Genomic DNA, 26509 nt, shown 5'->3' on the forward strand with positions numbered 1-26509 from the left:
GCGGCCAGATAGCGCGAACGGCGGCCGTCTCCCCGGGAGTTCCGGGGAGACGGCCGCCGCTGCGCGTGCCGGGAGGCGTCAGCCCTCGACGCCGAGCTTCTCCAGGATCAGCTCGCGGACGCGGGCCGCGTCGGCCTGGCCGCGGGTGGCCTTCATGACCGCGCCGACCAGGGCGCCCGCCGCGGCGACCTTGCCGCCGCGGATCTTGTCGGCGATGGCGGCGTTGCCCGCGATGGCCTCGTCGACGGCGGCGCCGAGCGCGCCCTCGTCCGAGACGACCTTCAGGCCGCGCTTCTCGACGACGGTGTCCGGGTCGCCCTCACCGGCGAGCACACCCTCGATGGTCTGCCGGGCCAGCTTGTCGTTGAGGGAACCCTCGTCGACCAGCGCGGCGACCCGGGCGACCTGCGCCGGGGTGATCGCCAGCGCGGACAGCTCGACGCCGTCCTCGTTGGCGCGGCGGGCCAGCTCGCCCATCCACCACTTGCGGGCGGCGGCGGAGCCCGCGCCCGCCTCGGTGGTGGCGACGATCAGGTCGACCGCACCGGCGTTGAGGATCGACTGCATGTCGTGGGCGGAGACGCCCCACTCCTCGCGCAGCCGGTTGCGGCGCACCCGCGGCAGCTCCGGCAGGCCCGCCCGCAGCTCCTCGACCCACTCGCGCGCGGGGGCCACCGGCACCAGGTCCGGCTCGGGGAAGTAGCGGTAGTCCTCGGCGTTGTCCTTGATGCGGCCGGCCGTGGTCGAGCCGTCCTCCTCGTGGAAGTGCCGGGTCTCCTGGACGACGGTGCCGCCCGAGGAGAGGACCGCGGCGTGCCGCTGGATCTCGAAGCGCGCCGCCCGCTCCACGGAGCGCAGCGAGTTGACGTTCTTCGTCTCCGAGCGGGTACCGAAGGTCTCGGTGCCGTTCGGGCGCAGCGAGAGGTTGACGTCGCAGCGCATCTGGCCCATCTCCATGCGCGCCTCGGAGACGCCCAGGGCCTTGATCAGCTCACGCAGCTCGGCGACGTACGCCTTGGCGACCTCGGGGGCCCGCTCGCCGGCGCCCTCGATGGGCTTGGTGACGATCTCGATGAGGGGGATGCCGGCGCGGTTGTAGTCCAGCAGGGAGTGGGACGCGCCGTGGATACGGCCGGTGGCGCCGCCGACGTGCGTCGACTTGCCGGTGTCCTCCTCCATGTGGGCGCGCTCGATCTGGACGCGGAAGACCTCGCCGTCCTCCAGCTGTACGTCGAGGTAGCCGTCGTAGGCGATCGGCTCGTCGTACTGGGAGGTCTGGAAGTTCTTCGGCATGTCCGGATAGAAGTAGTTCTTCCGGGCGAAGCGGCACCACTCGGCGATGGAGCAGTTCAGTGCCAGGCCGATCTTGATCGCCGACTCGACGCCGATCGCGTTGACGACCGGGAGGGAGCCGGGCAGGCCCAGGCAGGTGGGGCAGGTCTGCGCGTTGGCGTCGGCACCCAGTGTGGTGGCGCACCCGCAGAACATCTTGGTCTTGGTGCCGAGCTCGACATGGACCTCCAGGCCCATGACGGGGTCGTAGGACGCGAGGGCGTCCTCGTACGACACCAGGTCAGTGACTGTCACGGTGAAACTTTCCCTCTCAGCCCAGCAGGACGTCGTCGTCGCCCAGGCGCTTCAGTTCGCGGTAGAGGATCGCCAGGCCGGTGACGATCGCCGCGGCGGAGACGCCGGCGTCGATCAGCCGCAGCGTGTCGTGCTCGTTGCGGGCCTCGCGGGCCTGCTTGAACACGCCGAAGGCACCGAACGCGGTGGTGCCGATCGACAGGTACACACCGGACTTCGACTTCTTGAAGTTCTTGGCCTTCTTGCCGATGTTGCTCACAGTGACGGTGCCTCCTCGAGCAGCGGGTGGCCCCACTTTTCCACGAAGGCGGCCTCGACGGCGGCTCCGACCTGGTACAGCCGGTCGTCCTTCATGGCGGGGGCGATGATCTGCAGTCCGACGGGCAGGCCGTCCTCCGGCGCCAGGCCGCAGGGCAGCGACATGGCGGCGTTGCCGGCGAGGTTCGTCGGGATGGTGCACAGGTCGGCGAGGTACATCGCCATCGGGTCGTCGGCGCGCTCGCCGATCGGGAAGGCCGTGGTGGGCGTCGTCGGGGAGACGATGACGTCGACCTTCTCGAACGCGGCCTCGAACTCCCGCGTGATGAGCGTGCGAACCTTCTGGGCGCTGCCGTAGTACGCGTCGTAGTAGCCGGAGCTGAGCGCATAGGTGCCGAGGATGATGCGGCGCTTGACCTCGTCGCCGAAGCCGGCCTCACGGGTGAGGGCGGTGACCTCCTCGGCGGACTTCGAGCCGTCGTCGCCCACCCGCAGGCCGTAGCGCATCGCGTCGAACCGGGCGAGGTTCGAGGAGCACTCGGACGGCGCGATCAGGTAGTACGCGGAGAGCGCCAGGTCGAAGGAGGGGCAGTCCAGCTCGACGATCTCGGCGCCGAGGCTCTTGAGCAGCTCGACCGACTCGTCGAAGCGCTGCACGACACCGGCCTGGTAGCCCTCGCCGCGGAACTGCTTGACGACGCCGACGCGCATGCCCTGGACGGTGCCGTTGCGGGCCGCCTCGACGACCGGCGGAACCGGCGCGTCGATGGAGGTGGAGTCCAGCGCGTCGTGGCCGGCGATCGCCTCGTGCAGCAGCGCCGCGTCCAGGACCGTACGGGCGCAGGGACCGCCCTGGTCGAGGGAGGAGGAGAAGGCCACCATGCCGTAGCGGGAGACAGCGCCGTAGGTGGGCTTGACGCCGACGGTGCCGGTGACGGCGGCGGGCTGGCGGATGGAGCCGCCGGTGTCCGTGCCGATGGCGAGCGGGGCCTGGAAGGAGGCGAGGGCGGCCGAGGAACCGCCGCCGGAGCCGCCGGGGATCTTGGTGAGGTCCCAGGGGTTGCCGGTCGGGCCGTAGGCGCTGTTCTCGGTGGAGGACCCCATGGCGAACTCGTCCATGTTGGTCTTGCCGAGGATGACGACGTCCGCGTCCTTGAGGCGCTTGGTGAGCGTCGCGTCGTACGGCGGGATCCAGCCTTCGAGGATCTTGGAGCCGACGGTGGTGGGCATGGACTGCGTGGTGAAGATGTCCTTCAGCGCGAGCGGGACACCGGCCAGCGGGCCGAGCTTCTCGCCGCGGGCACGCTTCTCGTCGACGGCGCGGGCCTGGGCCAGCGCGCCTTCGCGGTCGACGTGGAGGTAGGCGTGCACCTTCTCGTCCACGGCCTCGATACGGGCCAGGTGGGCCTCGGTCACCTCGACGGCGGTGACCTCGCCGGACGCGATCTTCGCCGCGGTCTCGGCGGCGGTGAGCTTGATCAGGTCTGCCATGTCGGTCACTCCTCCCCCAGGATCTGCGGCACCTTGAAACGCTGCTGCTCCTGGGCGGGGGCGCCGGAGAGCGCCTGCTCGGGAGTGAGCGACGGACGGACCTCGTCCGCCCGCATGACGTTGGTCAGGGGCAGCGGGTGGGAGGTCGGCGGTACGTCTTGGTCGGCGACCTCGGAGACGCGGGCGACCGCGCCGATGATGTCGTCGAGCTGTCCGGCGAAGTGGTCGAGCTCTTCGTCCTTCAGCTCCAGACGTGCCAGCCGGGCGAGGTGAGAGACCTCCTCGCGCGTGATGCCAGGCATGCAGCGTTCCTCTGCTGGTTCTCGGAGTTCTACGTGAACGTGAATCTGTCGGAGATCTACGTGAATCTGTACGGCCCAATCCTATGGCCCCGGCGTACGGAGCCGCGCCTGCGTTCCCGCGGGCCGGGCGGGCGGCACCGGCGGCCGGGTCACGGTGGCGTCCCGGCGCGGGTCAGCGGTGCCCGGAGGGCGGGGCCCCGGGGTCGCCGGGCAGGTCCGGTTCCCCGGGCGGCGCGGGGACGCCGGGACCGGCGGACGCGGCGGGACCGGCGGGACGGCCGCCTCCGGGTGGTGTGCCGGACGGGTCCGGCGCGGAGCCTTCCCCGGGTGCGGGGGGCGCGCCCGGCGACGGGCGGGCGGTGTGGTCGGGGCGGGAAGGCGGGTCGGGTGGGTCGGCCGGTGGCCGGGTCCTCAGTTCAGGACCTGTCCCGAAGGGCGGTCCCCCGCCTTCTCCGCCGCCAGGGCGGCCGTCTCCGATTCACGGTGCCACCCGCTCTTGCCGCGGGCGCGCAGCCAGGCGGTGGTCTCGTCCGGTGGCATCGCCGCCGCCACCAGCCAGCCCTGCACGGCGTCGCACCCGAGGTCGCGCAGGCGCTCCCAGGTCTCGTCGTCCTCCACGCCCTCGGCGACGACCAGCAGCCCGAGGGAGTGGGCGAGGTCGAGGGTGCAGCGGACGATCTCGGCGTCCTCGTTGTCGACCGCGAGCCGGGCGACGAAGGAACGGTCGATCTTCAGCTCGCTGACCGGCAGCCGCCGCAGATGGACCAGGGAGGAGTAGCCGGTGCCGAAGTCGTCGAGGGACATCTTGACGCCGTGGCCGGTCAGCCCGGCGAGGGTGTCGGCGGCCCGCTGCGGGTCCTCCAGCAGCACATGCTCGGTGATCTCCAGCTGGAGGGCGCCGGGCGGGACGCGGTGCCGGGCGAGGCGGGCGGCGACCGCGCCCGCGAAGCCCGGGGAGTGGACGTCGCGCGGCGACACGTTGACCGCGACCGGCACCTCCAGACCCATCGCCCGCCACCGCGCCACCTGGGCGAGCGCGGTCTCCAGGACGTACTCCGTCAGCCGGGGCATCAGGCCGGAGGTCTCGGCGATGGCGATGAACTCGTCGGGAGGGACCCGCCCGCGGTCCGGGTGCACCCAGCGCACCAGCGCCTCCAGGCCCGCGACCTGGCCGTCGAAGCCGACCTTCGGCTGGTAGTGCAGCTCGACGTCCCCGGCGTCGAGGGCGCGGCGCAGATCGCCGAGGAGGCCGAGGCGGTCGGGGGTGTTGCCGTCGCGCCGGGCCTCGTAGACCTCGACGCCGCTGCGGTCCCGCTTGGCCTGGTACATCGCGACGTCGGCGCGGCGCAGCAGCCCCTCGGCGTCCAGCGCGTGGTCCGGGAAGACGGCGACCCCCGCGCTCGCTTCGAGTACGAGGGTCAGACCGTCGAGGTCGAGGGGGGATCCCAGGGTGGCGACGAGGTTGCGGGCCACCCGCTGGGCGCTGGTGAGGGAGTCCGCGGTGGGGAGCAGGACGGCGAATTCGTCCCCGCCGAGCCGGGCCGCCTCGGCGCCGCGTGGCAGGGCGTCGCGCAACCGGTCGGCGATCTGCAGCAGCAGGCGGTCACCGGCGAGGTGTCCGAGCGTGTCGTTGACCGAGCGGAAGCGGTCGAGGTCGATCAGGACCAGGGCGCACCGGGCCTCGATCCGCTCGGCCTCGTCCAGCGCGGACCAGGTGCGCTCCAGCAGCCACTGGCGGTTGGGGAGTCCGGTGAGCGGATCGCGCAACTGCTCCTCGGCGCGGGCGCGGGCGATCCAGAGGGTGGAGTCGAGGGCGATGAGCGGGACGGCGTAGAACGGCAGCAGCAGCGGGGCGTGGTCGGCGGTGACGGCGATCAGCGGGGCGATGCCGAACAGCGCGACGCCGACGAGCATCTGACGGGTCAGCGCGGTGCGGGTGACGGTGGGCAGGCCGCCGCCGCGCGGCAGCAGGGTGCACCACAACAGGCCGCGGGTGACGAGGAGGTAGCAGGCGGCGGCCGCGACGACCTGCGGCAGGACGGAGAGGTCCCACACCTCGGGGTGCCAGGGGTGGCGGACCGTGGCGGTGCTGCCGAGGGCCGTGCTGCCGAGGGCGGCGGCCCCCACGCCCAGCAGGTCGACCGCGCCGTGGAGGACCGCCTGCCGCCAGCGGTGGCGGCGGGCGGCGCCGACGAGGACGACGACGGAGAGGCTGACCAGGACCGCGGGCATCCAGCCGTAGAGCAGGACGACCGCGAGGGCCAGGGCGGCGCCGGAGCCGGTGCCGCCCCACCAGCGGTCCCGGCCGAGGGCCACGAGATGGCCGACGATGATGCCGGTGAGCACCGCCAGCGACCAGCCGACGGTGCCGGAGGGGAACAGCGCCCGCCGCTCGCCCAGCGTCCAGATCACCCCGGTCAGGAGGGTGAGAGCCGCGAGGACGGTGAAGGCGGCGGGCAGCGCCGGCACGACAAGCCGGCGGAGCCGCGGCGCCGGAGCGGCGCTGTCGGTCGGTTTCATTCCGATCCCTCTCACAGCCGGCTGTGCCCGCGCCACGGCAGGCGCACCCCTCAACAGTAGGACGCGAAGGGCCCCTACGGGCAGCGATCGGCAGCGGTTGCCCGAATGCGACCCGGCCATCCCGATCACTCTGGTATGCGCCGAAGGGGCGGCCCTGTCACTCCTCCTCAGGCGGTGTGACCGCCACCTCGCGTGCCGCGTCGGGCCCTTGTTCCAGCAGTACCGCGAAGCCGTCGTCGTCCAGGACGGGCACCTTCAGCTGCATCGCCTTGTCGTACTTGGAACCGGGGTTGTCACCCACGACGACGAATCCGGTCTTCTTGGAAACGGAACCGGTCACCTTCGCGCCGAGACTCTGCAGGGCCTCTTTCGCGCCATCTCTGGTGTGGGACGCCAGGGTGCCGGTGACGACGACGGTGACGCCTTCCAGGGGGCGCGGGCCCTCGTCGTCCTGCTGCTCCTCCTCCATCCGGACACCGGCCGCGCGCCAGCTCTCGATGATCTGGCGGTGCCAGTCGACCTCGAACCAGCGCTTGAGGGAGGCGGCGATGGTGGGCCCGACGCCCTCCACCGCGGCCAGCTCCGCCTCGTCGGCCTCGCGGATGCGGTCGATCGAGCGGAACTCGCGGGCCAGCGCCTCGGCGGCCACCGGGCCGACATGACGGATCGACAGGCCGGTGATGATCCGGGCCAGCGGGCGTTCCTTGGCCGCCTGGATGTTCTCCAGCATGGCCAGGGCGTTCTTCTTCGGCTCGCCCTTCTGGTTGGCGAAGAACGTCACGATCTTCTCTTCGCCGGTCTTCGGGTCCCGCTTGGGCAGTCCGGAATCCGGGTCCAGAACGTAGGACTTGATGGGCAGCAGCTGCTCGATGGAGAGGCCGAAAAGATCCCCTTCGTCCTTGAGCGGCGGCTCGGCGGGCTCCAGCGGCTGGCTGAGCGCGGTGGCGGCGACATAGCCGAAGTTCTCGATGTCGAGGCACTTGCGCCCGGCGAGGTAGAAGAGCCGCTCGCGGATCTGGGCGGGGCAGGAGCGGGCGTTGGGACACCGCAGGTCGATGTCGCCCTCCTTGGCCGGCTGCAGCGGCGTACCGCACTCGGGGCAGTCGGCGGGCATGACGAACTCCCGCTCGCCGCCGTCGCGCAGATCGACGACCGGGCCGAGGATCTCCGGGATGACGTCGCCCGCCTTGCGGATGACGACGGTGTCGCCGATGAGGACGCCCTTGGCCTTGACGACGTCCTGGTTGTGGAGCGTGGCGAACTCGACCTCGGACCCGGCGACGGTCACCGGCTCGACGACGGCGTACGGCGTGACGCGGCCGGTGCGGCCCACGCCGACGCGGATGTCGACGAGCTTGGTGTTGACCTCCTCCGGCGGGTACTTCCAGGCGATGGCCCAGCGCGGCGCGCGGGAGGTGGAGCCCAGCCGCCCCTGGAGCGGGATCTCGTCGAGCTTGACGACCACACCGTCGATCTCGTGCTCGACGGCGGTGCGGCGGGTCTCGGCGTCGCCGTAGCGGGCGATGAACTCGCGGACGGCGGCGAGGGAGTCGACGACGCGGTTGTGCGTGGCGGTGGGCAGGCCCCATTCGCGCAGCAGGTCGTAGGCGTGCGACTGGCAGTCGATGTCGAAGCCCTGCCGGGCGCCGACGCCGTGGACGACCATGTGCAGCGGCCGGGTGGCGGTGACCTTGGGGTCCTTCTGGCGGAGCGAACCGGCGGCGGCGTTGCGCGGATTGGCGAACGGGGGCTTGCCGTCGACGACGAGGCGTTCGTTGAGCTCCAGGAACTTCTCCATGGGGAAGTACACCTCCCCGCGGACCTCGACCAGCTCCGGGATCCGCTCGCCGGTGAGGCGGTGCGGGATCTCGGCGATGGTACGGACGTTGGGGGTGATGTCCTCGCCGGTGCGGCCGTCGCCGCGGGTGGCGGCGCGGGTGAGGCGGCCGTGCTCGTAGGTGAGGTTGACGGCGAGGCCGTCCACCTTCAGCTCGCACAGGAAGTGGTAGCCGGCGCTCTTCGGGTCGCCGCCCAGCTCCCCGGCGAGCCGCTCGGCCCAGGCCGCCAGCTCCTCGTCGTCGAAGGCGTTGTCGAGGGAGAGCATTCGCTGGCGGTGCTCGACCTCGGTGAATTCCGTGGCGTACGCACCGGCGACCTTCTGGGTCGGGGAATCCGGGGTGCGCAGCTCGGGGTACTGCTCCTCCATCGCCTCCAGGGAGCGCAGCAGCCGGTCGAACTCCGCGTCGCTGATGACCGGAGCGTCCTTCACGTAGTACCGGAAGCGGTGCTCCTCGATCTGCTCAGCGAGCTGCGCGTGCTCCTCCCGCGCCGCCGCGGGCACCTCTGATGCCGCTGCGTGCTGTTCGCCAGCCACCGTGTTGTCCTCCCGTGGTCCGTGAGTGGTCGTCACTCAGGGTTGTCTGCGAGCGAGGTCGCGGCCCGGACGACATGGGCGAGCACGGAGCGGGCGTATGCGGGCGAAGCGCCCGCGAGCCCGCACGACGGGGTGACCACCACGGACTCGGCGAGAGTCCCCGGCGTCAGCCCCAGCCTGCGCCACAGCGTCCTGACCCCCATGACGCTACCGGCAGGGTCTGACAATCGGCCGCGCGCGGCGGGCACCACCCCGGCGAAGAGCGCGGTGCCGCCCTCCACGGCCTCACCGATCGCCTCCTCCTCACGCTCGGTGAGCAGGGAGAAATCGAACGAGATGCCCGCGGCACCGGCCCGGCGCAGCAGCGCGAACGGGACGGCGGGCGCGCACGAATGGACGACGACGGGGACGCCGTCCGCCGCCTCGACGAGGCTCCGCAGCGCGCCCTCGACGTCGGCGCGGTCGACGGCGGGGTGGGTGCGGTATCCGCTGGCGGACTTGACGCGGCCCTGGAGCACGGCGGTGAGCGACGGCTCGTCGAGCTGGAGCACCGGCTGCGCGCCGGGCACCCGGCGCCGCAGGTCCGCGAGGTGGGCGCGGACGCCCTCGGCCAGGGAGGCGGTGAGGTCGCGGCAGGCGCCGGGGTCGCTGACCGCCGCCTCGCCGCCCCGCAGCTCCAGAGCGGCGGCGAGGGTCCACGGCCCGACGGCGGAGACCTTCAGCGGACCCTCGTACCCCTGGGTGAACTCCTCCAGGGCGTCGAGGTCCTCGCCGAGCCAGGCGCGGGCGCGGCGGGTGTCGCGCCCGGGGCGGTCGCTGATCCGCCAGCCGCTGGGCTCCACATGGGCGTACAGCTCGACGAGGAGGCCGCAGGTCCGGCCGATCATGTCGGCGCCGGGGCCGCGGGCGGGCAGCTCCGGCAGGTGCGGGAAGGTCTCCAGCGAACCGGTGACGGTCTTGACCGCCTCACGCGCGTCGCCGCCGGGCATCGAGCCCACGGCGGTCGCCGTCCCCGCGCCCCAGGGGCGCGCGCCGCCCCGCCCGTCCGTGCCGCTGCGCTCACTCGTGCTGTTCTCGCTCACCCCGGAAGCGTATGACGCGGCGCGTCTCCCGGTGGCGGGCGGCCCGCCCGGAGGCGCCGCCGGGTGGTGGGCGCCCTCCGGGGCGGGCGGGGCTCAGCGCCCCGGGCGGACCGAGAGGTCGTTGATCTCGGCGTCCCGCGGCAGGTCGACGGCGGTGAGGATGGCCGTCGCGACCGACTCGGGGTCGATCCAGCGCGCCGGGTCGTACTCCTTGCCCTCCTGCTGGTGCGTGCTGGCCTGCATCGGCGTGGCGGTACGCCCGGGGTAGACGGAGGTGACCCGCACGCCGTTGCCGTGCTCCTCGCCGCGCAGCGCGTCGGCGAGCGCCTTCAGCCCGTGCTTGCTCGCCGCGTACGCGCCCCACTCCGGGTTGGCGCGCAGCCCGGCGCCGGAGTTGACGAAGACCACGTGGCCCTTGGCGACGCGGACCAGCGGCAGCAGCAGCCGGGTCAGCTCGGCGGGCGAGACGAGGTTGGCGGCGAGCGTCCGCTGCCACGCCTTGGCGCCGAAGTCGCCGATGGCGCCCAGTTCGAGGACGCCGGCGATGTGCATCAGCGAGTCGAGGCGTTCGGGCAGCGGCTGCTTGCCCAGCGCCCAGTCCAGCTTCTCCGGGGTGGCGAGGTCGCCGACGAGCGTCCGGGCACCCGGGTACCGCGCGGCCAGTTCCTTGGCGCGCCCGGCGTCCCGGGCCAGCAGCCACAGGTCCTCCCCGCGCTCCGCCAGCCGCCGTGCGACCGCCGCTCCGATGCCCGACCCTGCGCCCGTGATCAAGTGCGTACCCATACCCCGATCCTAACGAGCCACCGGGGCGCTCCCCCGCACCCCCGGCGCGGGCCGTGACACCGCCGGACTGCCGGTGACCTGGGCGTATGGCGTGACCGACCGCTCAGGCGGTGATGCCCGCCTGCTCCTCCAGGTACGCCAGGGCGCCCACGCCGTCCTCGGCGAAGAAGACCAGCTCGGTCAGGGGGATCGGCAGGAAGCCCTCGGTCTCCATGCGCTGGAACTGCTCCTTGAGGCCGTCGTAGAAGCCCGCGGTGTTCAGCAGGACGACCGGCTTGGTGTGCATCCCGTGCTTGCGCAGCTCCAGGATCTCGGTGGCCTCGTCGAGGGTGCCGGTGCCGCCGACCATGATCACGATCGCGTCGGCCCGCTCCAGCAGCTGCGCCTTGCGTTCGGCGAGGTCCCGGGTGACGACCATCTCGTCGGCGCCGGAGCGCGCCTTGTGTGCCAGGAACTCCACGGAGACGCCGATCAGCCGTCCGCCGGTCTCCTGCACACCGTCCGCCATGACCTTCATCAGGCCGGTGTCGGATCCACCCCACACCAGGGAGTGGCCGCCCTTGCCGATCAGCTCGGCGAACTGGCGGGCGGGGGTGGTGTAGCGGTCGTCGAGGTCGGCGGCGGAGCAGAAGACGCAGATGTTCATACGCGCCAGCTTACGAGTCGGGGAGCGGTGTCCCTCGGCCGACCACGGTGGAGGCGCCGGTCCCGCGACCGGCACCGCCGGCCCCGCACGTCGTTGGGCGGGGCCGCCGGGCGCGTCAGATCAGGCCCTGGGCGAGCATCGCGTCCGCGACCCGCTCGAAGCCCGCGATGTTCGCGCCCGCGACATAGTCGCCCGGCAGGCCGAAGCGCTCGGCCGTCTCGTAGCAGGTGTCGTGGATGTTCCGCATGATCGCGGCGAGTTCACCCTCGGCCCGCTCGAAGCTCCACGCCTCGCGCGCGGAGTTCTGCCGCATCTCCAGCGCGCTGGTGGCGACGCCACCCGCGTTGGCCGCCTTGCCCGGCCCGAACGCGACGCCCGCCTCCTTCAGCAGCGTCACCGCCTCCGGGGTGGCCGGCATGTTGGCGCCCTCCGAGACGGCCTTGACGCCGTTGCGGATCAGCGTCCGGGCGGCGTCCGCGTCCAGCTCGTTCTGGGTGGCCGACGGGAGCGCGACGTCGCAGGGGACATCCCACACGCTGCCGCCCGCGACGTACCGGGCCGAACTGCCGCGCCGCTCGGCGTACTCGGAGATCCGGCCGCGCTCGACCTCCTTGATCTGCTGGAGCAGCGGCAGGTCGATGCCCTTCTCGTCGACGACATAGCCGCCGGAGTCCGAGCAGGTCAGGACGTGCGCGCCGAGCGCCTGCGCCTTCTCGATGGTGTAGATGGCGACATTGCCGGAGCCGGAGACGGTGACCTGCCGGCCGTCGAACTCCTCGCCGCGCCGCTTGAGCATCTCCTCGGTGAAGAGGACGTTGCCGTAGCCGGTGGCCTCCGTACGGGCCTTGGAGCCGCCCCAGTCGAGGCCCTTGCCGGTGAGCACCCCGGCCTCCCAGCGGTTGGTGATCCGCCGGTACTGGCCGAAGAGGTAGCCGATCTCGCGGCCGCCGACGCCGATGTCACCGGCCGGTACGTCGGTGTGCTCGCCCAGATGCCGGTACAGCTCCGTCATGAACGACTGACAGAACCGCATGACCTCGGCGTCGGACCGGCCGTGCGGATCGAAGTCGCTGCCGCCCTTACCGCCGCCGATATTGAGGCCGGTGAGGGAATTCTTGAAGATCTGCTCGAAACCGAGGAACTTCACGATCCCGAGATTGACCGAGGAATGAAACCGCAGTCCGCCCTTGTACGGACCGAGTGCGCTGTTGAATTCCACCCGGAAGCCCCGGTTGACGCGGATCGCCCCGGAATCGTCCTGCCACGGCACCCGGAAGATGATCTGCCGCTCGGGCTCACAGATCCGCTCCACGATCCTGGCCTCGGCGAACTCCGGACGCGCCGCGAGCACCGGGGCCAGTGTCTCCAGCACCTCCAGCGCCGCCTGGTGGAATTCCGGCTCCCCGGGATTCCGCCGGACCAGCTCCGCGTGCAGGGCCTCGTGCCACCCCGGGTGAACCCCGGAACGGCCCTCGGAATGAACAGTCGACATGCTTTCGGATCCCTTCATGACCGACGAAAAGCCGCCCGCGCCCCGATTCCAGCCGAAATCGAAAGGGGCGGCGGCTTACTGAACGTCCTGTCGCGGTACCGAGACTATTTGCCGCAGGGCCTCACATCGAGAGCACTGTGGGGAAAACCTCATCCGCACCGCGGAATCCGGCCGTGCCGGACGCAGGGCAGGCGTCCGTACGGAACCTTCCCTTCCAGGCGTCGGCCCCTCCTACGCCTCCGCCGCCGCCCGCCTGCGGGTCGTGGCGATGGTGGCGGAGCCGACGACGCGGGTGCCGTCGTAGAGGACGATGGCCTGGCCGGGGGCGACGCCGCGGACCGGTTCGGCGAAGGTGACGTGCAGTTCCTCGCCGTCGGTCAGCTCGGCGCGGACCTCCGTCTCACCGCCGTGGGCGCGCAGCTGGGCGGTGTACGTGGCCGGGCCGCCGGCCGGCGGGCGGCCGCACCAGCGGGGGCGTATCGCGGTGAGCGCGGTGACGTCGAGGGAGGCGGCGGGGCCGACGGTGACGGTGTTGTCGACCGGGGAGATGTCGAGGACGTAACGCGGCTTGCCGTCGGCGGCGGGGGTGCCGATGCGCAGGCCCTTGCGCTGGCCGATGGTGAAGCCGTAGGCGCCGTCGTGGCTGCCGAGGCGGGTGCCGGACTCGTCGACGATGGCGCCCTCGGCGGTGCCCAGCCGCTTGGCGAGGAAGCCCTGGGTGTCGCCGTCGGCGATGAAGCAGATGTCGTGGCTGTCCGGCTTCTTGGCGACGAACAGGCCGCGCCGGGCGGCCTCCTCACGGATCTCCGCCTTGGTGGTGCGGGTGTCGCCCAGCGGGAACATCGCGTGCGCCAGCTGCCGGTCGTCGAGCACGCCGAGGACGTACGACTGGTCCTTGGCCATGTCGGAGGCGCGGTGCAGCTCGCGGCTGCCGTCCTCGCGCAGCACGACGGTGGCGTAGTGGCCGGTGCAGACGGCGTCGAAGCCGAGGGCGAGGGCCTTGTCGAGCAGCGCGGCGAACTTGATCTTCTCGTTGCAGCGCAGGCAGGGGTTGGGGGTGCGGCCCGCCTCGTACTCGGCGACGAAGTCCTCGACGACGTCCTCGCGGAAGCGCTCGGCAAGATCCCAGACGTAGAAGGGGATGCCGATGACGTCGGCGGCGCGGCGGGCGTCGTGGGAGTCCTCGATGGTGCAGCAGCCACGGGCGCCGGTCCGGAACGACTTCGGATTCTCGGACAGCGCGAGGTGCACGCCGGTCACGTCGTGGCCGGCCTCGGCGGCGCGGGCGGCGGCGACGGCGGAGTCGACACCGCCGGACATGGCGGCGAGTACGCGCAGGCGGGGTGCGTCAGTCATAACTTCTCCAGAGTAGACGGAACCACCGACAGTCCCGTACGCGTTGTCCAGCGCATGGGGAAGACGGAGCGGACCGGATCCGGCATCAGCAGACGGCGTGCGCTGTGGATCGGCGGCGCCGCGGTGGTGGCCGTCGGTTCCGGCGTCGTCGCGTCCCGCGGCGGGCTGCCGGGCACCGCGAAGCCGCGGACCCCCGGCGCCGTCGACCAGCCGGGCGCGGAGTGGGTCGCGGCGTCCTCGGCGAACTGGCGGCGGGCCGACCGCCCGGACGACTACCGCATAGACCGGGTGGTGATCCATGTCGTCCAGGGCAGCTTCGCGACGGCGCTGAAGGTCTTCCAGAACCCGCTCCACGCGGCCGCCTCGCACTACGTGGTGCGCAGGGACGGCCACCTCGCGCAGGTCGTGCGGGAGCTGGACGTCGCGTTCCACGCGGGCAACCGCGCGTACAACGAACGCAGCATCGGCATCGAGCACGAGGGGTTCGTGGACCGCCCGGAGTCCTTCACGACGGCGATGTACGCCGCCTCGGCGCGGCTGACCGCCGGAATATGCCGCCGCTACGGCTTCCCCGCCGACCGCGCGCACATAGTGGGCCACTCCGAGGTGCCGGGCGCCGACCACACCGATCCGGGGCCGCACTGGGACTGGGACGGCTATCTGCGGCTGGTCCGCGGGGAGCTGCGGAAGACCCCGCCCAAGGGCGCCGCGTAGCCGGCCGCCCCGGGCGCGCGGCCCGGGGACGGCTCCGGTCAGCTCAGGCCGGCCTGCCGGGCGCGTTCGACCACCGGGCCGATGGCCTCGGCGAGCGCCGCGACGTCCTCGGCGGTCGAGGTGTGGCCCAGGGAGAAGCGGAGCGTGCCGCGGGCCAGCTCGGGTGAGGTGCCGGTGGCGAGCACGACGTGGCTGGGCTGGGCGACCCCGGCGGTGCAGGCCGAGCCGGTGGAGCAGGCGATGCCCCGGGCGTCGAGGAGCAGCAGCAGGGAGTCGCCCTCGCAGCCGGGGAAGGAGAAGTGCGCGTTGGCGGGGAGCCGGCCGGCCGGGTCCGGGTCGCCGCCGAGGACGGCGTCGGGCGCGGCGGCGCGTACCGCCTTGATCAGGTCGTCGCGGAGGCCGCCGATCTCGCGGGCGAACTCCTCGCGGTGCTCCACCGCATGGCGCGCGGCGGCGGCGAACGCCACGATCGCGGGGGTGTCGAGGGTGCCGGAGCGGACCTGGCGTTCCTGGCCGCCGCCGTGCAGCACGGGCACCGGCGTCCACTCCCGGCCCAGCACCAGGGCGCCGATGCCGTACGGGCCGCCGAGCTTGTGGCCGGAGACGGTCATGGCGGCGAGCCGGGAGGCGGCGAAGTCGACCTCGGTCTGGCCGACCGCCTGCACCGCGTCGGCGTGCAGCGGGATGCCGAACTCCCTTGCCACGTCGGCGAGTTCGCGTACCGGCTGGAGGGTGCCGATCTCGTTGTTGGCCCACATGACGGTGGCCAGCGCGACGTCGGCGGGGTTGCGGACGACGGCCTCGCGCAGCGCGTCGGGGTGCACCCGCCCGTAGGAGTCGACCGGCAGCCATTCGACGCGGGCGCCCTCGTGGGTGGCGAGCCACTCCACGGCGTCCAGGACGGCGTGGTGTTCGACGGGGCTGGCCAGCACGCGGGTGCGGGCCGGGTCGGCGGCCCGGCGGGACCAGTAGAGGCCCTTGACCGCGAGGTTGTCGGCCTCCGTGCCGCCGGCAGTGAAGACGATCTCGCTGGGGCGGGCGCCGAGGGCGGCGGCGAGCGATTCGCGCGCCTCCTCGACGGTGCGCCGGGCCCGCCGCCCGGCGGCGTGCAGCGAGGACGCGTTACCGGTGACGGTCAGCTGAGCGGTCATCGCCCGCACCGCTTCGGGGAGCATCGGCGTGGTGGCCGCGTGGTCGAGGTAAACCATGGTGCCCCGATTCTACGGGCGGCCGCCCGGGGCCCCGGGGGCGCATCTCCGGCGCGCGGGGGCGCCGCCACGAGGGGCCGCCCGCACGCCCGCCGCCGGCCTCCTCGACGCCATGGTAAGGAGTTACCAGCCTGACGCTCATGACATCAACGACGCACGAGACGCCCTGGCGGCTGGACCGGACGTTCCCCTCCTCGACCGGCGGGGTGCGCTGGACCGCGCTCGGCCCGGAGGAAAGCGCGGAGCCGCCGGTCGTCCTGCTGCACGGCACCCGCTCTCGTCGTACGTCTGGCGCTCGGTGGCCCGGGCGCCGGCCGGACGGCGGCGGGTCTTCGTCCGGGACATGCCGGGGTACGGCGCCCCGGAGATGCGCGCCGGGCAGGACGTCTCGCCGGCCGCGCAGGCGGTGGTCCTCACCGAGCTGCTGGACCACTGGGAACTGGCCGAACCGGCCGTGGCGGCCCACGACTTCGGGGGCTGCGTGGCGCTGCGGGCTCATCTGCTGCACGGTGCGCGGTATTCCCGGCCGGCGCCGGTGGACCCGGTGGCGGTGACCCCCTGGGGGTCCCCGGCGTACCGGCTGCTGGGGCGGCACGCGGAGGTCTTCACCCAGTTGCCGCCCACGCTGCACCGGGCGCCGGTGCGCGAGTACGTCGCCTCGGCGAGCGCCGCCGGGCTACGTCCCGAGGTGCTGGAACGCCTGGTGGAGCCATGGTGCACGGCCGAGGGGCGGACCGCGTTCCACCGGCAGATCGCGGCGAACGACCGGCGGATGACGGACGCGGTCGAGGGCCGGTACGGCGAGATCACGCTGCCGACGCCGGTGTGCCGGGACGCGCGCGACACCTGGATCCCGCCGGAGCGCGGCCGTGACCTCGCGGCCCGCATCCCCGGCGCCCGGCTCCGGTTGATCGAGGGCGCGGGCCATCTCGTCCAGGAGGACGCCCCGGCGGAGCTGACCGCGGAGTTGGCGGATTTCCTGGCCGCGGGGGCGGGCACCGGGGCGTGAGCCGCCCGCCCCGGTGCGGACGGTCAGCCGCCGAGCGGCGCGCGGGCCAGCTGGCGGGACTGGGCGACGAGGCGGTCGGCGGAGTCCCAGACCTCGGCGTCCTCCTCCAGGAAGCCGCCGGCGAGGTTACGGGTGGCGATGGCGACGCGCAGTGGGCCCGGCGCCGGGCGGCAGCGGATGTGGCAGGTCAGCTCGACGGTCGGGACCCAGCCGGAGAGGCCCAGGTCGAAGGCGGTGGGCGGCATCGCGTCGACGGTCAGCAGCAGGGAGAGCGGGTCCGGCTCGCGGCCGTCGGCGAGACCGAACCAGCCGCGCATCTCGCCCTTGCCGGAGGGCGCGCCGACGGCCCAGCCCGCGGTGGCCGGGTCGAGCCGGATGTCGAGACGGCCGGCGATGGCGGTGCTGCCCGGTATCGCCGAGCCGCCGTCGGGTGCGCTGTCGGGGCCCAGGCAGTGTGCGTACGGGGGCAGCGCCGGGGGTTTGGCGCTGGTGCGGACGTCGTCGGGGAGCGCGCCGAGGTCGCCGTAGGAGGCGAGCACCCGCATCCGCTCGACCTCGGTGCCGTCCGGTGCGGTCTGGACGAGGGTGGCGGTGCCGGTCGACATGGTGCGGCCGGTGCGGACCACCTCGGTGCGGATGGTGGCGGGGCCGGGGACGGAGGCCGTCAGGTAGTGCGCGGTGACCGAGAACGGGTCGGGGTGCGGCAGGGCGTCGCCGAGGGCGCGGCCCATGAGGGCGAGGAGATAGCCGCCGTTGACGGCCTGGATGATCGTCCAGCCGGCGGAGAGCTCCGCGTCGTAGTGCCCCGGGGCGCGGCGCACCACGGCCGTGTCCCGGTCGAACTCGCTGTTACCAAGGGTCACCTGTGCCATGGCCGGAACGCTACACCGAAAAGTTACCGACCGGTAGTGTCAGTTCGGGGTGCCCGGCGGACCGCCGGACCGCTGCGGCCTGGGATGATTCCGGGATGCTCCACGTGCTCTACCTGTTCGGTGTCGCCGCGTTCGCCGCGAGCGGCGTGCTCGCCGCGTACCGCGCGAACATGGACCCCTTCGGCGGTCTGGTGCTCGCCTTCGCCGCCTCGATCTCCGGCGGCACACTGCGCGATCTGATCCTCAACCGGCACCCCCTGTACTGGACGCACGACTGGGTCCTGCTGACCGTGATCATCTGCGTCGGCGTGGCCACCATGGTCTATCTCCGCTTCTGGACGCTGCCACGGAAATCCCTGCTGGTCGTCGACGCCGTCGGACTCGCCGTCGTCACCGTGATCGGGGCGCGCGCCGCCATCGACGCGGGCGCCACCCCGCTCGCGGTGCTCATCCTGGCGGTGCTGACGGGCGTCGCCGGTGAGGTCATCCGCGATGTGCTGTGCGGGGAGTTCCCGCCGCTGCTGCTGCGCGAGGACGTCTACGCCATCGCCGCGCTGGCCGGCGCCGCCCTCCTGCTGACCCTGCACCACCTCGGCATCAGCTCCACCGCGGCCACCGCCGCCTCCGCCGGGCTGGTCTTCGCGCTGCGGATGGGCGCGGTCTACTTCGGGCTGCACCTGCCCCGGCCGCACCGGTCGCCGGACCGGAAGGGCACGGACGGCTGATCCGGCCGGGGCGGCGCCTCACGGCTTCGGCAGCGGCGGGCGGGTGCCGGTGTTCAGCCAGGCGTCGAAGAGGTCGCCCAGCCGCCGGCCGGATATCTTCTCGGCCAGCGCGATGAACTGCGAGGTCTCGGCGTTGCCGTAGCGGTGGGCCGCGGTCCAGGCGGGCAGCAGCTTGAAGAACGCGGTGTCACCGATGCGTTCGCGCAGCGCCTGGAGGGTCATCGCGCCCCGGTCGTACACCGCGTCGGAGAACATCGTGTCCCGCTGCGGATCGGCGACCTTGATCTTCCAGAACGGGTCGTCGGCGGGCACCGACGCGTACGCCTCGCGGAACGCGTCGTGGGCGCTCTTGGTGCCCTTGTGCTCGGCCCACAGCCACTGCGCGTAGCTCGCGAAGCCCTCGTTGAGCCAGATGTGCTGCCAGTCCTTGACGGAGACGGAGTCGCCGAACCACTGGTGGGCCAGCTCGTGGACGATGGTGGACTCGCTGCGGACCGCCGAGTAGGCGGGCTTGGACTGCACCTCCAGGGAGAAGCCCGCCTGCGGCATGTCGTCGACGATGGCGCCGGTCTCCTCGAAGGGGTACGGCCCGAACACCTTCGACCAGTAGTCCGTGGCCTCCGCGGTGACGCCGTAGACGTCGACCTTCCCGGCGGGCAGCGTCGGGTCGGTGGCGACGTAGATCGGGGTGCCGCCGGGGGTGGTGCCGGTGCGGACGTCGAACTTCCCGATGGTGGCGGTGGCCAGGTACGTCGCCATCGGGCGGCTCTCCCGCCAGTGGGCGTACGAGCGGCCGCCGCGCTCACCGGATTCGATCAGCCGCCCGTTGGAGACGCCGGTCAGCCCCTTGGGCGCGTCGATGCGGATGTCGTACGTCGCCTTGTCGCCGGGGTGGTCGCTGGAGGGGAACCACGTGGAGGCGGCGTTCGGCTCGCACGCGACGAAGACGCCGTCCTTCGTCTTCATCCAGCCGTACGGGGAGCCGAAGATGATCGGCCCGCCGAGCGGCTGGGGCACGCCGCTGTAGGTGACGGTCACCCTGAACGTACGGCCGTCACGCAGCATCCGCGCGGGCCGGACGGTGATTTCGTCACCGGATCTGCTGAAGCGCGCCGGGCGGCCGTCGACCCGGACGGCGGCGACGTCGAGCTTCTGGAGGTCGAGGTCGAAAGCGCTGAGGTTCTGGGTGGCGCGGGCGGTGAGCGTGGTGCGGCCGTCGAGGCGGCCGGAGGAGGGGTGGTAGCTGACGCCCAGGTCGTAGTGGAGGGCGTCGTAGCCGCCGTTGCCGAGGCCGGGGAAGTAGGTGTCGCCGGCACCGGGCGCGCCCGGGGTTCCGACGGGCGCCGCGGCGACGCTGCCGGGGGCGGTGGCCACGCCACAGACCGTGGCGACGACGGTGCAGGCGGCGGCCAGGGCGAGCAGCCGGGGACGACGGAGTGCGGATACGGAGAGTGCCATGGTGAGCCCATCTCTTCGAACACACGGATGCTGGGGTTCCAGCGGGCCGACTCTGCACGGCGCCGCCGCCCCCGGCGGGGGACTTTGCCAACTCGTCATGCGGAGCGTCATGTGCCGCCGTCCGGACGCCCGGCGGGGGCAGGACCGCGCCCCTCGGCGGCCGGGGCCCGGGCGGACAAGAACGGGCGGACAAGAAGTGGTGGCCATCGGCGCGGGGCTCGGGGCCCCGTGTGCACCGCGGCGGTCGGTTCAGGCGGCGACCGGACGGCAGGACCGGCACGGCCGGTATCCGGCCCGGCGGGCGTCGCGGGCGGAACGGAAGGGGACTTGGTGCCGCGGGGTGATACGGCGGGCGTGCGCGCAGAGCGGATGGCAGTAGATATGGGTGGTGTCGCTGCCGAGGAAGACGGTGCGGGTCCGGACCAGGGCGTGCACCCGCTCCGGGCTGATCCCCTCGGCCGCCCGCAACGCCGCACCGACCGCCCCGCCGTACGCCGCGTCCTGCGGCACCCCCTCGTCGTCGGTGACACGGTGGCAGGGGATCAGCAGATGCACCGGATTACGGGCCAGCGCCGCGGTCACCTGCGCGGCGCCGTTCGGCGGTACGTCATGGGACGGCTCGTCGTGGCGCGGTGGGTTGTGGTGCGGTGCGTCGTGGCTTGGTACGTCGTGGCGCGGTGGGTCGTGGCGCTCGGTCTCGTTCCGGAGCGTGCCGCCCTGAAGCCCGCCCTCCCGGCTCCCGGGGTCCGGAGCCGCCGGTTCGTGCAGCCCGGCCTCGCGCCAGACCCATGACAGGGGCCGCAGTTGGCCGTACGGGATCGAGCGGACCGCGCCGAGGACGGCGGACTCGGTGTGGGTCAGGCCCGCCCCCGCCAGATCGATCCGCAGCTGCCGGGCGCGGCCGGTCCGTACCGCGGGGCGGACTCCGGGGGCGGGCGTGGTGCCCGGCACCGCGCTGCGGCCCGTGATCGCCAGATGCCGCTCCTCGAAATCGCGTGCCGTGCCGACCGCCGCGGCCAGGACGGCTCCCGTCACCACCGGGCCGCTCCGTGCCACGTACAGCTCCCCTGCGGGCACCTCCACACGGACATAGGTGTCGTAGCGATCCTCGGGGACGCCCACATACCGCAGTACCTTCAGTTCGAAGGGGGTCGGGCCGGTGTCCGCCAGCTCCTCCAACGCCCGTACGAGCGCCGGCTCGCCGGAACTCCGCCCCTTCACTCCTCCACTCACGTCCTCACCTCCCTCAGATGTTCCGCTTCCGGCCCCAGTAACTTCCGTAACGTCAACAGCCCCCGCGACACCTGCGCTTTGACCGTGCCGACCGGGCAGCCCTGTGCCTCGGCGACTTCCACATAACTCATGCCCAGTACGTGCCGCATCACGACCGCGGTGCGGGAGCGCTCGGGCAGCTTTCCGAGGGCGGCGCCCAGCAGCTCACGCTCCGCGGTCCGCGACGCCCACTCCTCCGGGCCGGGGCCGGGGTCCGCCCATCGGTCGGAGTAGTCCTCCACGGGGACGGCCGCGACCGGGCGCCGGACCTTGGACCGGATGTCGTTGCGCCACACATTGGTGGCGATGCGCAGCAGCCAGGCCCGCGGATGCAGCTCCCCGCGGCGCTCCGGTGTGTAGTCCAGCAGCGCCTTGTAGGCCCGCAGGAAGGTCTCCTGTCCCAGATCGTCCGCCTCGGTCGCCGACCCGGTCACGCGGTACAGATAGGTGCGCACGGCCGAGCCGTGGATCCGCACCAGCTCCGCGAAGCCGCCGTCGAGATCCCGGGCCAGCTGCTCGGTCAGTCGCTCAGCCATTCGTCCTTCACCCCATGGGCACCTTCGGCACTTCGCACGTCCCGCGCGATGCGGGGAGGGCGGTGGTACCCGCGCCGGTGTCCGGCACGGTCAGTGCTCCTTCCAGAACTCGCGCAGCAGGGTGTGGACCGTCTCCGGCTCCTCGACATGGCCGAACGAGCCGCTGCGCTCCAGTATTTCGAAGCGGGTGCGCGGCGCCCAGCGGACGAACTCCCGCTGCATGGCCGGGTAGAGCGCCCGGTCGTACCGTCCGGCCAGCACCATCAGGGGCGCCTCGATCTCCGCCAGCCGCGGCCGGAAGTCGGGGATGCGGAGGATTTCACCGCCGACGGTGAAGTCGACGTCGGCGCCGCAGAAGAGGGGGTAGAGCGCGAGGTTGCGGGCGCCCGGTTCGGTGGCGAGCAGCGAGGCGTGATCGGGGTGGTGGAAGCGGACCAGTTTCACCGCGGCGGCGAACTCCGCCTGCATCCGCGGGTCGGTGGAGGGCACGCCCCGCTCCCGCAGCGCGGTGATCCGCTCCCACACCTCCGGGAACTGCAACTCCAGCTCGCGGTTGATGTTCTCGTGGTTGAGCTGCCACATCTGGGGGCTGTGCAGGCTGTTGGCGAGGGTGAGGGTGCGCACCGTCTCCGGGTGATCGAGCGCCAGGGCCTGGCCGATCAGTCCGCCGTAGGAAAAGCCGTAGAGGTGGACCGGGCCCGGATCGAGGGTGGTGAGGAGGGCGGCGATGTCGGCGACGTCGCGGGCGAAGGTCAGCTCCGTGAGGTCGTCGGGGGTGTCGGAGCGGCCGCGTCCGTGCAGGTCGACGTAGAGGACGCGGTGGTCGGAGGCGAGTGCGTCGAAGTGCGGGTGGAAGACGACATGCGATCCGGCCGGGCCGAGCCCGGCGAGCAGCAGGACGGGGTCGCCCTGCCCTTCGCTCTCCACCCAGAGGCGGTGGCCGTTGACGTCGTGGTACGCGCCGTCGGGGTGCCGGAAGGCCGGTGCGCCGTGGGACATGGGGAGGCCTCTTTCTGTGCCGTGCGGAGTGGTGGGGTGCGGGACGGCTGCCGCACAGCGCGCGTCGCCGGCGCGGCGGACGGTGGCCGGACGGCCGGCCCACGGCTCGGCGACGGCGCGAGGGGCTCCGGCCGTCTCCCCGGCCAGGGGTTCGATGGTCATGATCGGACGCGCTCCCGTCTCTCCGGACCACGGGAGGCGTCGGCCGTTCACGGCGCCACCGGCGCCGCGGGACCGCCCGCCGTCCCGTCTCACAGAAGAAACACCGGCCGGACGCCGGGGGTTGCAGGGAGGGCACAGAGATTTCGGGGCGCCGGCATCCGCTGCCGACGCCCCGAGGCACGTCCGTCTCCCGTGCCCCGGCCACCGCCGGGGCACGGCCGTCACGCCGTGCCGGGTCCCGGGGCGTTCTCCGGGTGGTGGCAGGCCACCTTGTGTCCGTCCTTGAGCGAGACCAGCGGCGGTTCGGTCGTCGTGCAGGTCTCGGTCGCCTTCCAGCAGCGGGTACGGAACCGGCAGCCGGAGGGCGGGTTGATCGGGGACGGTACGTCGCCCTTGAGCAGGATGCGGTCGCGTTCGGTGCGCCGCTTCGGATCGGGGACCGGCACCGCCGACATCAGCGCCTTGGTGTAGGGGTGCATCGGCGTGGTGTAGAGGGAGGTGCGGTCGGCCAGCTCGACGATCTTGCCGAGGTACATGACCACGATCCGGTCCGAGACGTGCCGGATGACGGACAGGTCGTGCGCGATGATCACGTACGTCAGGCCCAGTTCGTCCTGGAGGTCGTCCATGAGGTTGACGACCTGCGCCTGGATGGAGACGTCCAGCGCGGAGACCGGCTCGTCCGCGACGACGAGCTTCGGCTTGAGGGCGAGGGCGCGGGCGATGCCGATGCGCTGGCGCTGACCGCCGGAGAACTCGTGCGGGTAGCGGTTGTAGTGCTCCGGGCTCAGGCCCACCAGCTCCAGCAGCCGCTGGACCTCCTTCTTGACACCGCCCTCGGGCTCGACGCCCTGGAGGCGGAAGGGGGTGGAGACGATGCCGCCGATGGTGTGCCGCGGGTTCAGCGACCCGTACGGGTCCTGGAAGATCATCTGGACGTCGCGGCGCATCGGGCGGAGCTTCCCCGGGGAGAGGTGGGTGATGTCCTCCCCCTCGAACTCGACGGTGCCGCCGGTGGGTTCGTCGAGCCGGGTGATGAGCCGCCCCATGGTCGACTTGCCGCAGCCGGACTCGCCGACCACGCCCAGTGTCTCGCCCGGGTAGACGTCGAAGTCGATGCCGTCGACCGCCTGGACGGCGCCGACCTGCCGCTTGAGCAGCCCCTTGGTGATCGGGAAGTGCCGCGTCAGCCCGCGCACCCGCAGCAGCGGGGTACGCACCCCGTCGGCGTCCGCCCGGGGCGCGGGCACGGCCGCGGCCGACGTCACGGGCTCGGCCGGCTTCTCGTCGACGGCCTCGGCAGCCTTCCCGGGCTCGGCGGGCTCGGCGGAGGCGGCAGACTCGGCAGACTCGGCGGACTCGGCGGGCTCAGCGGGCTCGGCGGAGGCGGCAGCCTCTTCTACCCCCGCAGCTTCGTCCGCCTTCTCGGCCACAGCAGCCTTCTCGGCCTCCGCAGCCTTCTGGGCCTTCCCGGTCTTCCCGGACTTCCCGGCCTTCTTCTTCGCGTTCTCGCTCACAGCTTCGGCGCAATCTCTTCGGTCCAGATCCGCTTCCGCTCCGCCGGTGCCATGTGGCACGCGGAGAAGTGGCCGGTCGTGGCCTCGGTGAGTTCGGGGCGGACCGTACGGGTGAGGTCGTCCTTGGGCACGTCCGCGTACGGGCAGCGCGGGTTGAAGGCGCACCCGGAGGGGACGTTGATCAGGCTGGGCGGTGACCCCTTGACCGGGATCAACCGGTCGGCGTGGTCCCGGTCGATGCGCGGCATGGAGCCCAGCAGACCCCAGGTGTAGGGGTGTTGCGGCGCCTCGAAGATCTTGTCGGCGGGGCCGCGCTCGACGCACCGCCCGCCGTACATGACCAGCAGGTCGTCCGCGAGTTCGGCGACCACGCCCAGATCGTGGGTGATCACGATGACGGCGGAGCCGAACTCCTTCTGCAGATCGCGGATCAGGTCGAGGATCTGCGCCTGGACGGTGACGTCCAGCGCGGTGGTCGGCTCGTCCGCGATGAGCAGTTCGGGGTTGTTGACCAGCGCCATCGCGATCATCGCGCGCTGGCGCATGCCGCCGGAGAACTGGTGCGGATGGTCGTCCACCCGCTTGTCCGGCTGCGGGATGCCGACCCGGTCCAGCATCTCGATCGCCCGCTTGCGCGCCGTCTTCTTGTCGACGTCGTGGTGGACGCGGTACGCCTCCACGATCTGCTTGCCGACCGTGTAATAGGGGTGCAGCGCGGAGAGCGGGTCCTGGAAGATCATCGCCATCCGGCGGCCGCGCAGCCGGCGTACCTCGTCCGGGTCGGCGCCGATCAGCTCCTGGCCGTCCAGCCGGATCTCGCCGGACATCCGGACCGTGGCGCGCTGCCGCCGCGACGCGCGGTGCAGGCCCATCACGGCGAGCGAGGTGACGGACTTGCCCGAGCCGGACTCGCCGACGATGCCGAGGGTCTTGCCCTTCTCCAGCGTGAAGGAGAGGCCGTCGACGGACTTGACCAGGCCGTCGTCGGTCGGGAAGTGCACCTTCAGATCGCGGACGTCGAGGAAGGGTGCTCCCTCGCCGGACGGCTTCGGGGCGCCGGATGCGGTGTCGTCGGAGTCGGTCACGAGAGCCTCACGCGCGGGTCGACGGCGGCGTACAGGACGTCCACCACCAGGTTGCACAGGACGATGAAGAACGCGGCGAGCAGGGTGACGCCGAGGATGTTGGGCAGGTCGTTGGCGGTGATCGCCTGGACGGCGAAGGCGCCCACGCCCTGGAGCGAGAAGACCTGTTCGGTGATGAGCGCACCGCCCAGCAGCAGCCCCAGGTCCATGCCGAACACGGTGATGAGCGGGGTCAGGGCGGCGCGCAGCCCGTGCCGGACGACGACGGTGCGCTCCCCCAGGCCCTTGGCGCGTGCGGTGCGGATGTAGTCCTCGCTCAGCGTCTCCAGCATGCCCGCCCTGGTCAGACGGGCGTAGAGCGCCGAGTAGAGGAACGCCAGCGTCACCCAGGGCAGGACCAGCGTCCGGGCCCACAGGAGGGGGTTGTCGAAGAGCGGGACGTAGTCGCTGCGTTCGAAGATCGGCCACTGGTAGGTGAAGAGCGCCAGCGCGATGGCTCCGGTGAAGAACATCGGCAGCGACACCCCGGCCAGGGCGACGCCCATCGACAACCGGTCGAAGAGCGAGCCGGGGCGCAGCGCGGAGATGACGCCGGTGGTGATGCCGGAGACGAGCCAGACGACGGCCGCGCCGAAGGCGAGCGACAGGGTGACCGGCAGGCGGGACTGGATCTCCGGCCAGACCTCGATGTGGGTCTTGAAGGAGTAGCCGAAGCACGGGACGTGGCACCGCGCCGCCTCGGGGCCGAACTTGTAGTCGACGCCGGTGAAGATGCCCTTGAGGAACTCCCAGTACTGTTCGTACACGGGCTTGTCCAGGCCGAGGTTCCTCTTCACCGCCGCGATGTCGGCGGGCGTCGGCGACTTGCCGATGTACTGCTGGGCGAGCTGGTCGGTGGTCTGCCCGGCGATCTTCGGCAGCAGGAAGAAGATGCCGAAGGTGACCGCGCTGACGATCAGCAGCAGGATCACCGCGCTGATCACCCTGCGGATGAGGTACGAGAACACGGGGATGCGGCGTCGGTGCCCGCGGGGCCGAGGGGGCCGGCCGCGGGCACCAAT

Annotated in this window: 22 protein-coding genes and 1 pseudogene; 3 read left to right on the plus strand and 20 right to left on the minus strand. The window is 72.4% G+C overall.

Translation table 11 applies throughout. From position 1 onward, the window contains the following. Positions 1 to 78: 78 nt before the first annotated feature. The 11 genes from gatB to mnmA form a co-directional block, all read right to left on the minus strand. Positions 79 to 1587: an Asp-tRNA(Asn)/Glu-tRNA(Gln) amidotransferase subunit GatB gene (gene gatB / locus ACF1BH_RS00205; RefSeq protein WP_391640132.1), complete on the minus strand. Its 1509-nt coding sequence runs from the start codon at positions 1585 to 1587 to the stop codon at positions 79 to 81. A gap of 16 nt (positions 1588 to 1603) precedes the next feature. After that, complete coding sequence (locus ACF1BH_RS00210) at positions 1604 to 1846, minus strand: hypothetical protein (RefSeq protein WP_384598312.1); 243 nt, start codon at positions 1844 to 1846, stop codon at positions 1604 to 1606. After that, positions 1843 to 3336 (minus strand): Asp-tRNA(Asn)/Glu-tRNA(Gln) amidotransferase subunit GatA, encoded by a 1494-nt coding sequence (gene gatA / locus ACF1BH_RS00215; RefSeq protein WP_391640133.1) that lies wholly within the window; start codon positions 3334 to 3336, stop codon positions 1843 to 1845. Before gatA ends, ACF1BH_RS00210 begins: the two co-directional genes overlap by 4 nt. A 5-nt stretch (positions 3337 to 3341) precedes the next feature. After that, the gene (gene gatC / locus ACF1BH_RS00220) at positions 3342 to 3638 is read right to left on the minus strand and encodes an Asp-tRNA(Asn)/Glu-tRNA(Gln) amidotransferase subunit GatC (protein ID WP_345085978.1); all 297 of its coding nucleotides are present in this window, start codon (positions 3636 to 3638) and stop codon (positions 3342 to 3344) included. Between the two features lie 411 nt (positions 3639 to 4049). Then, on the minus strand, positions 4050 to 6158 hold the full coding sequence (locus ACF1BH_RS00225) for a putative bifunctional diguanylate cyclase/phosphodiesterase (protein ID WP_391640134.1): 2109 nt from the start codon (positions 6156 to 6158) through the stop codon (positions 4050 to 4052). A 157-nt stretch (positions 6159 to 6315) separates the two neighbouring features. Continuing rightward, a complete protein-coding gene (gene ligA / locus ACF1BH_RS00230; RefSeq protein ID WP_391640135.1) occupies positions 6316 to 8532 on the minus strand; it encodes an NAD-dependent DNA ligase LigA in 2217 nt (738 codons plus the stop codon). 32 nt (positions 8533 to 8564) lie between these two features. Beyond that, positions 8565 to 9614: a methionine synthase gene (locus ACF1BH_RS00235; protein WP_391640136.1), complete on the minus strand. Its 1050-nt coding sequence runs from the start codon at positions 9612 to 9614 to the stop codon at positions 8565 to 8567. Positions 9615 to 9707: 93 nt separating this feature from the next. Next, positions 9708 to 10397 carry an SDR family oxidoreductase gene (locus ACF1BH_RS00240; protein WP_391640137.1) on the minus strand — a complete coding sequence of 230 codons (690 nt, stop codon included), beginning with the start codon at positions 10395 to 10397 and terminating at the stop codon, positions 9708 to 9710. A gap of 103 nt (positions 10398 to 10500) precedes the next feature. Then, entirely contained in the window at positions 10501 to 11043 is a 543-nt protein-coding gene (locus ACF1BH_RS00245; protein WP_391640138.1) for a TIGR00730 family Rossman fold protein, read from the minus strand. Between the two features lie 115 nt (positions 11044 to 11158). Then, positions 11159 to 12535 (minus strand): NADP-specific glutamate dehydrogenase, encoded by a 1377-nt coding sequence (gdhA, locus tag ACF1BH_RS00250; RefSeq protein WP_391640139.1) that lies wholly within the window; start codon positions 12533 to 12535, stop codon positions 11159 to 11161. A 231-nt stretch (positions 12536 to 12766) separates the two neighbouring features. Then, a complete protein-coding gene (gene mnmA, locus ACF1BH_RS00255) occupies positions 12767 to 13891 on the minus strand; it encodes a tRNA 2-thiouridine(34) synthase MnmA (protein WP_391640140.1) in 1125 nt (374 codons plus the stop codon). 54 nt (positions 13892 to 13945) lie between these two features. Here mnmA and ACF1BH_RS00260 point away from each other — a divergent pair, with 54 nt between their 5' ends. Then, positions 13946 to 14605 (plus strand): N-acetylmuramoyl-L-alanine amidase, encoded by a 660-nt coding sequence (locus ACF1BH_RS00260; protein ID WP_391640141.1) that lies wholly within the window; start codon positions 13946 to 13948, stop codon positions 14603 to 14605. A 38-nt stretch (positions 14606 to 14643) separates the two neighbouring features. Here ACF1BH_RS00260 and ACF1BH_RS00265 read toward each other — a convergent pair whose 3' ends face one another. Further along, complete coding sequence (locus tag ACF1BH_RS00265) at positions 14644 to 15813, minus strand: cysteine desulfurase family protein (protein WP_391640142.1); 1170 nt, start codon at positions 15811 to 15813, stop codon at positions 14644 to 14646. 140 nt (positions 15814 to 15953) lie between these two features. Here ACF1BH_RS00265 and ACF1BH_RS00270 point away from each other — a divergent pair. Further along, positions 15954 to 16822: pseudogene (locus ACF1BH_RS00270) on the plus strand (alpha/beta fold hydrolase). A 23-nt stretch (positions 16823 to 16845) separates the two neighbouring features. On the opposite strand, the gene ACF1BH_RS00275 reads toward ACF1BH_RS00270, so the two are convergent. After that, on the minus strand, positions 16846 to 17694 hold the full coding sequence (locus ACF1BH_RS00275; protein WP_391640143.1) for a thioesterase family protein: 849 nt from the start codon (positions 17692 to 17694) through the stop codon (positions 16846 to 16848). Between the two features lie 95 nt (positions 17695 to 17789). Here ACF1BH_RS00275 and ACF1BH_RS00280 point away from each other — a divergent pair, with 95 nt between their 5' ends. Next, positions 17790 to 18419, plus strand: coding sequence for a trimeric intracellular cation channel family protein (locus ACF1BH_RS00280; protein WP_391640144.1), 630 nt, complete (start codon positions 17790 to 17792; stop codon positions 18417 to 18419). Between the two features lie 18 nt (positions 18420 to 18437). Here the strand turns inward: ACF1BH_RS00280 and ACF1BH_RS00285 are convergent, their stop codons facing one another. From ACF1BH_RS00285 to ACF1BH_RS00315, 7 genes are all read right to left on the minus strand, one after another. Then, complete coding sequence (locus ACF1BH_RS00285) at positions 18438 to 19877, minus strand: M1 family metallopeptidase (RefSeq protein ID WP_391640145.1); 1440 nt, start codon at positions 19875 to 19877, stop codon at positions 18438 to 18440. Between the two features lie 249 nt (positions 19878 to 20126). Beyond that, positions 20127 to 21110 carry an MGMT family protein gene (locus ACF1BH_RS00290; protein ID WP_391640146.1) on the minus strand — a complete coding sequence of 328 codons (984 nt, stop codon included), beginning with the start codon at positions 21108 to 21110 and terminating at the stop codon, positions 20127 to 20129. Beyond that, a complete protein-coding gene (locus tag ACF1BH_RS00295) occupies positions 21107 to 21685 on the minus strand; it encodes an RNA polymerase sigma factor (RefSeq protein ID WP_391640147.1) in 579 nt (192 codons plus the stop codon). Before ACF1BH_RS00295 ends, ACF1BH_RS00290 begins: the two co-directional genes overlap by 4 nt. Positions 21686 to 21775: 90 nt before the next feature. After that, complete coding sequence (locus ACF1BH_RS00300; RefSeq protein ID WP_391640148.1) at positions 21776 to 22846, minus strand: alpha/beta fold hydrolase; 1071 nt, start codon at positions 22844 to 22846, stop codon at positions 21776 to 21778. A gap of 221 nt (positions 22847 to 23067) precedes the next feature. Next, on the minus strand, positions 23068 to 24114 hold the full coding sequence (locus tag ACF1BH_RS00305; protein WP_391640970.1) for an ABC transporter ATP-binding protein: 1047 nt from the start codon (positions 24112 to 24114) through the stop codon (positions 23068 to 23070). 245 nt (positions 24115 to 24359) lie between these two features. After that, positions 24360 to 25448: an ABC transporter ATP-binding protein gene (locus ACF1BH_RS00310; protein WP_391640149.1), complete on the minus strand. Its 1089-nt coding sequence runs from the start codon at positions 25446 to 25448 to the stop codon at positions 24360 to 24362. After that, entirely contained in the window at positions 25445 to 26455 is a 1011-nt protein-coding gene (locus ACF1BH_RS00315; RefSeq protein WP_391640150.1) for an ABC transporter permease, read from the minus strand. Before ACF1BH_RS00315 ends, ACF1BH_RS00310 begins: the two co-directional genes overlap by 4 nt. Positions 26456 to 26509: the final 54 nt, after the last annotated feature.

Origin of the sequence: Streptomyces sp. NPDC014733 (assembly GCF_043083385.1) — a bacterium.
Taxonomy (GTDB): Bacteria; Actinomycetota; Actinomycetes; order Streptomycetales; family Streptomycetaceae; genus Streptomyces.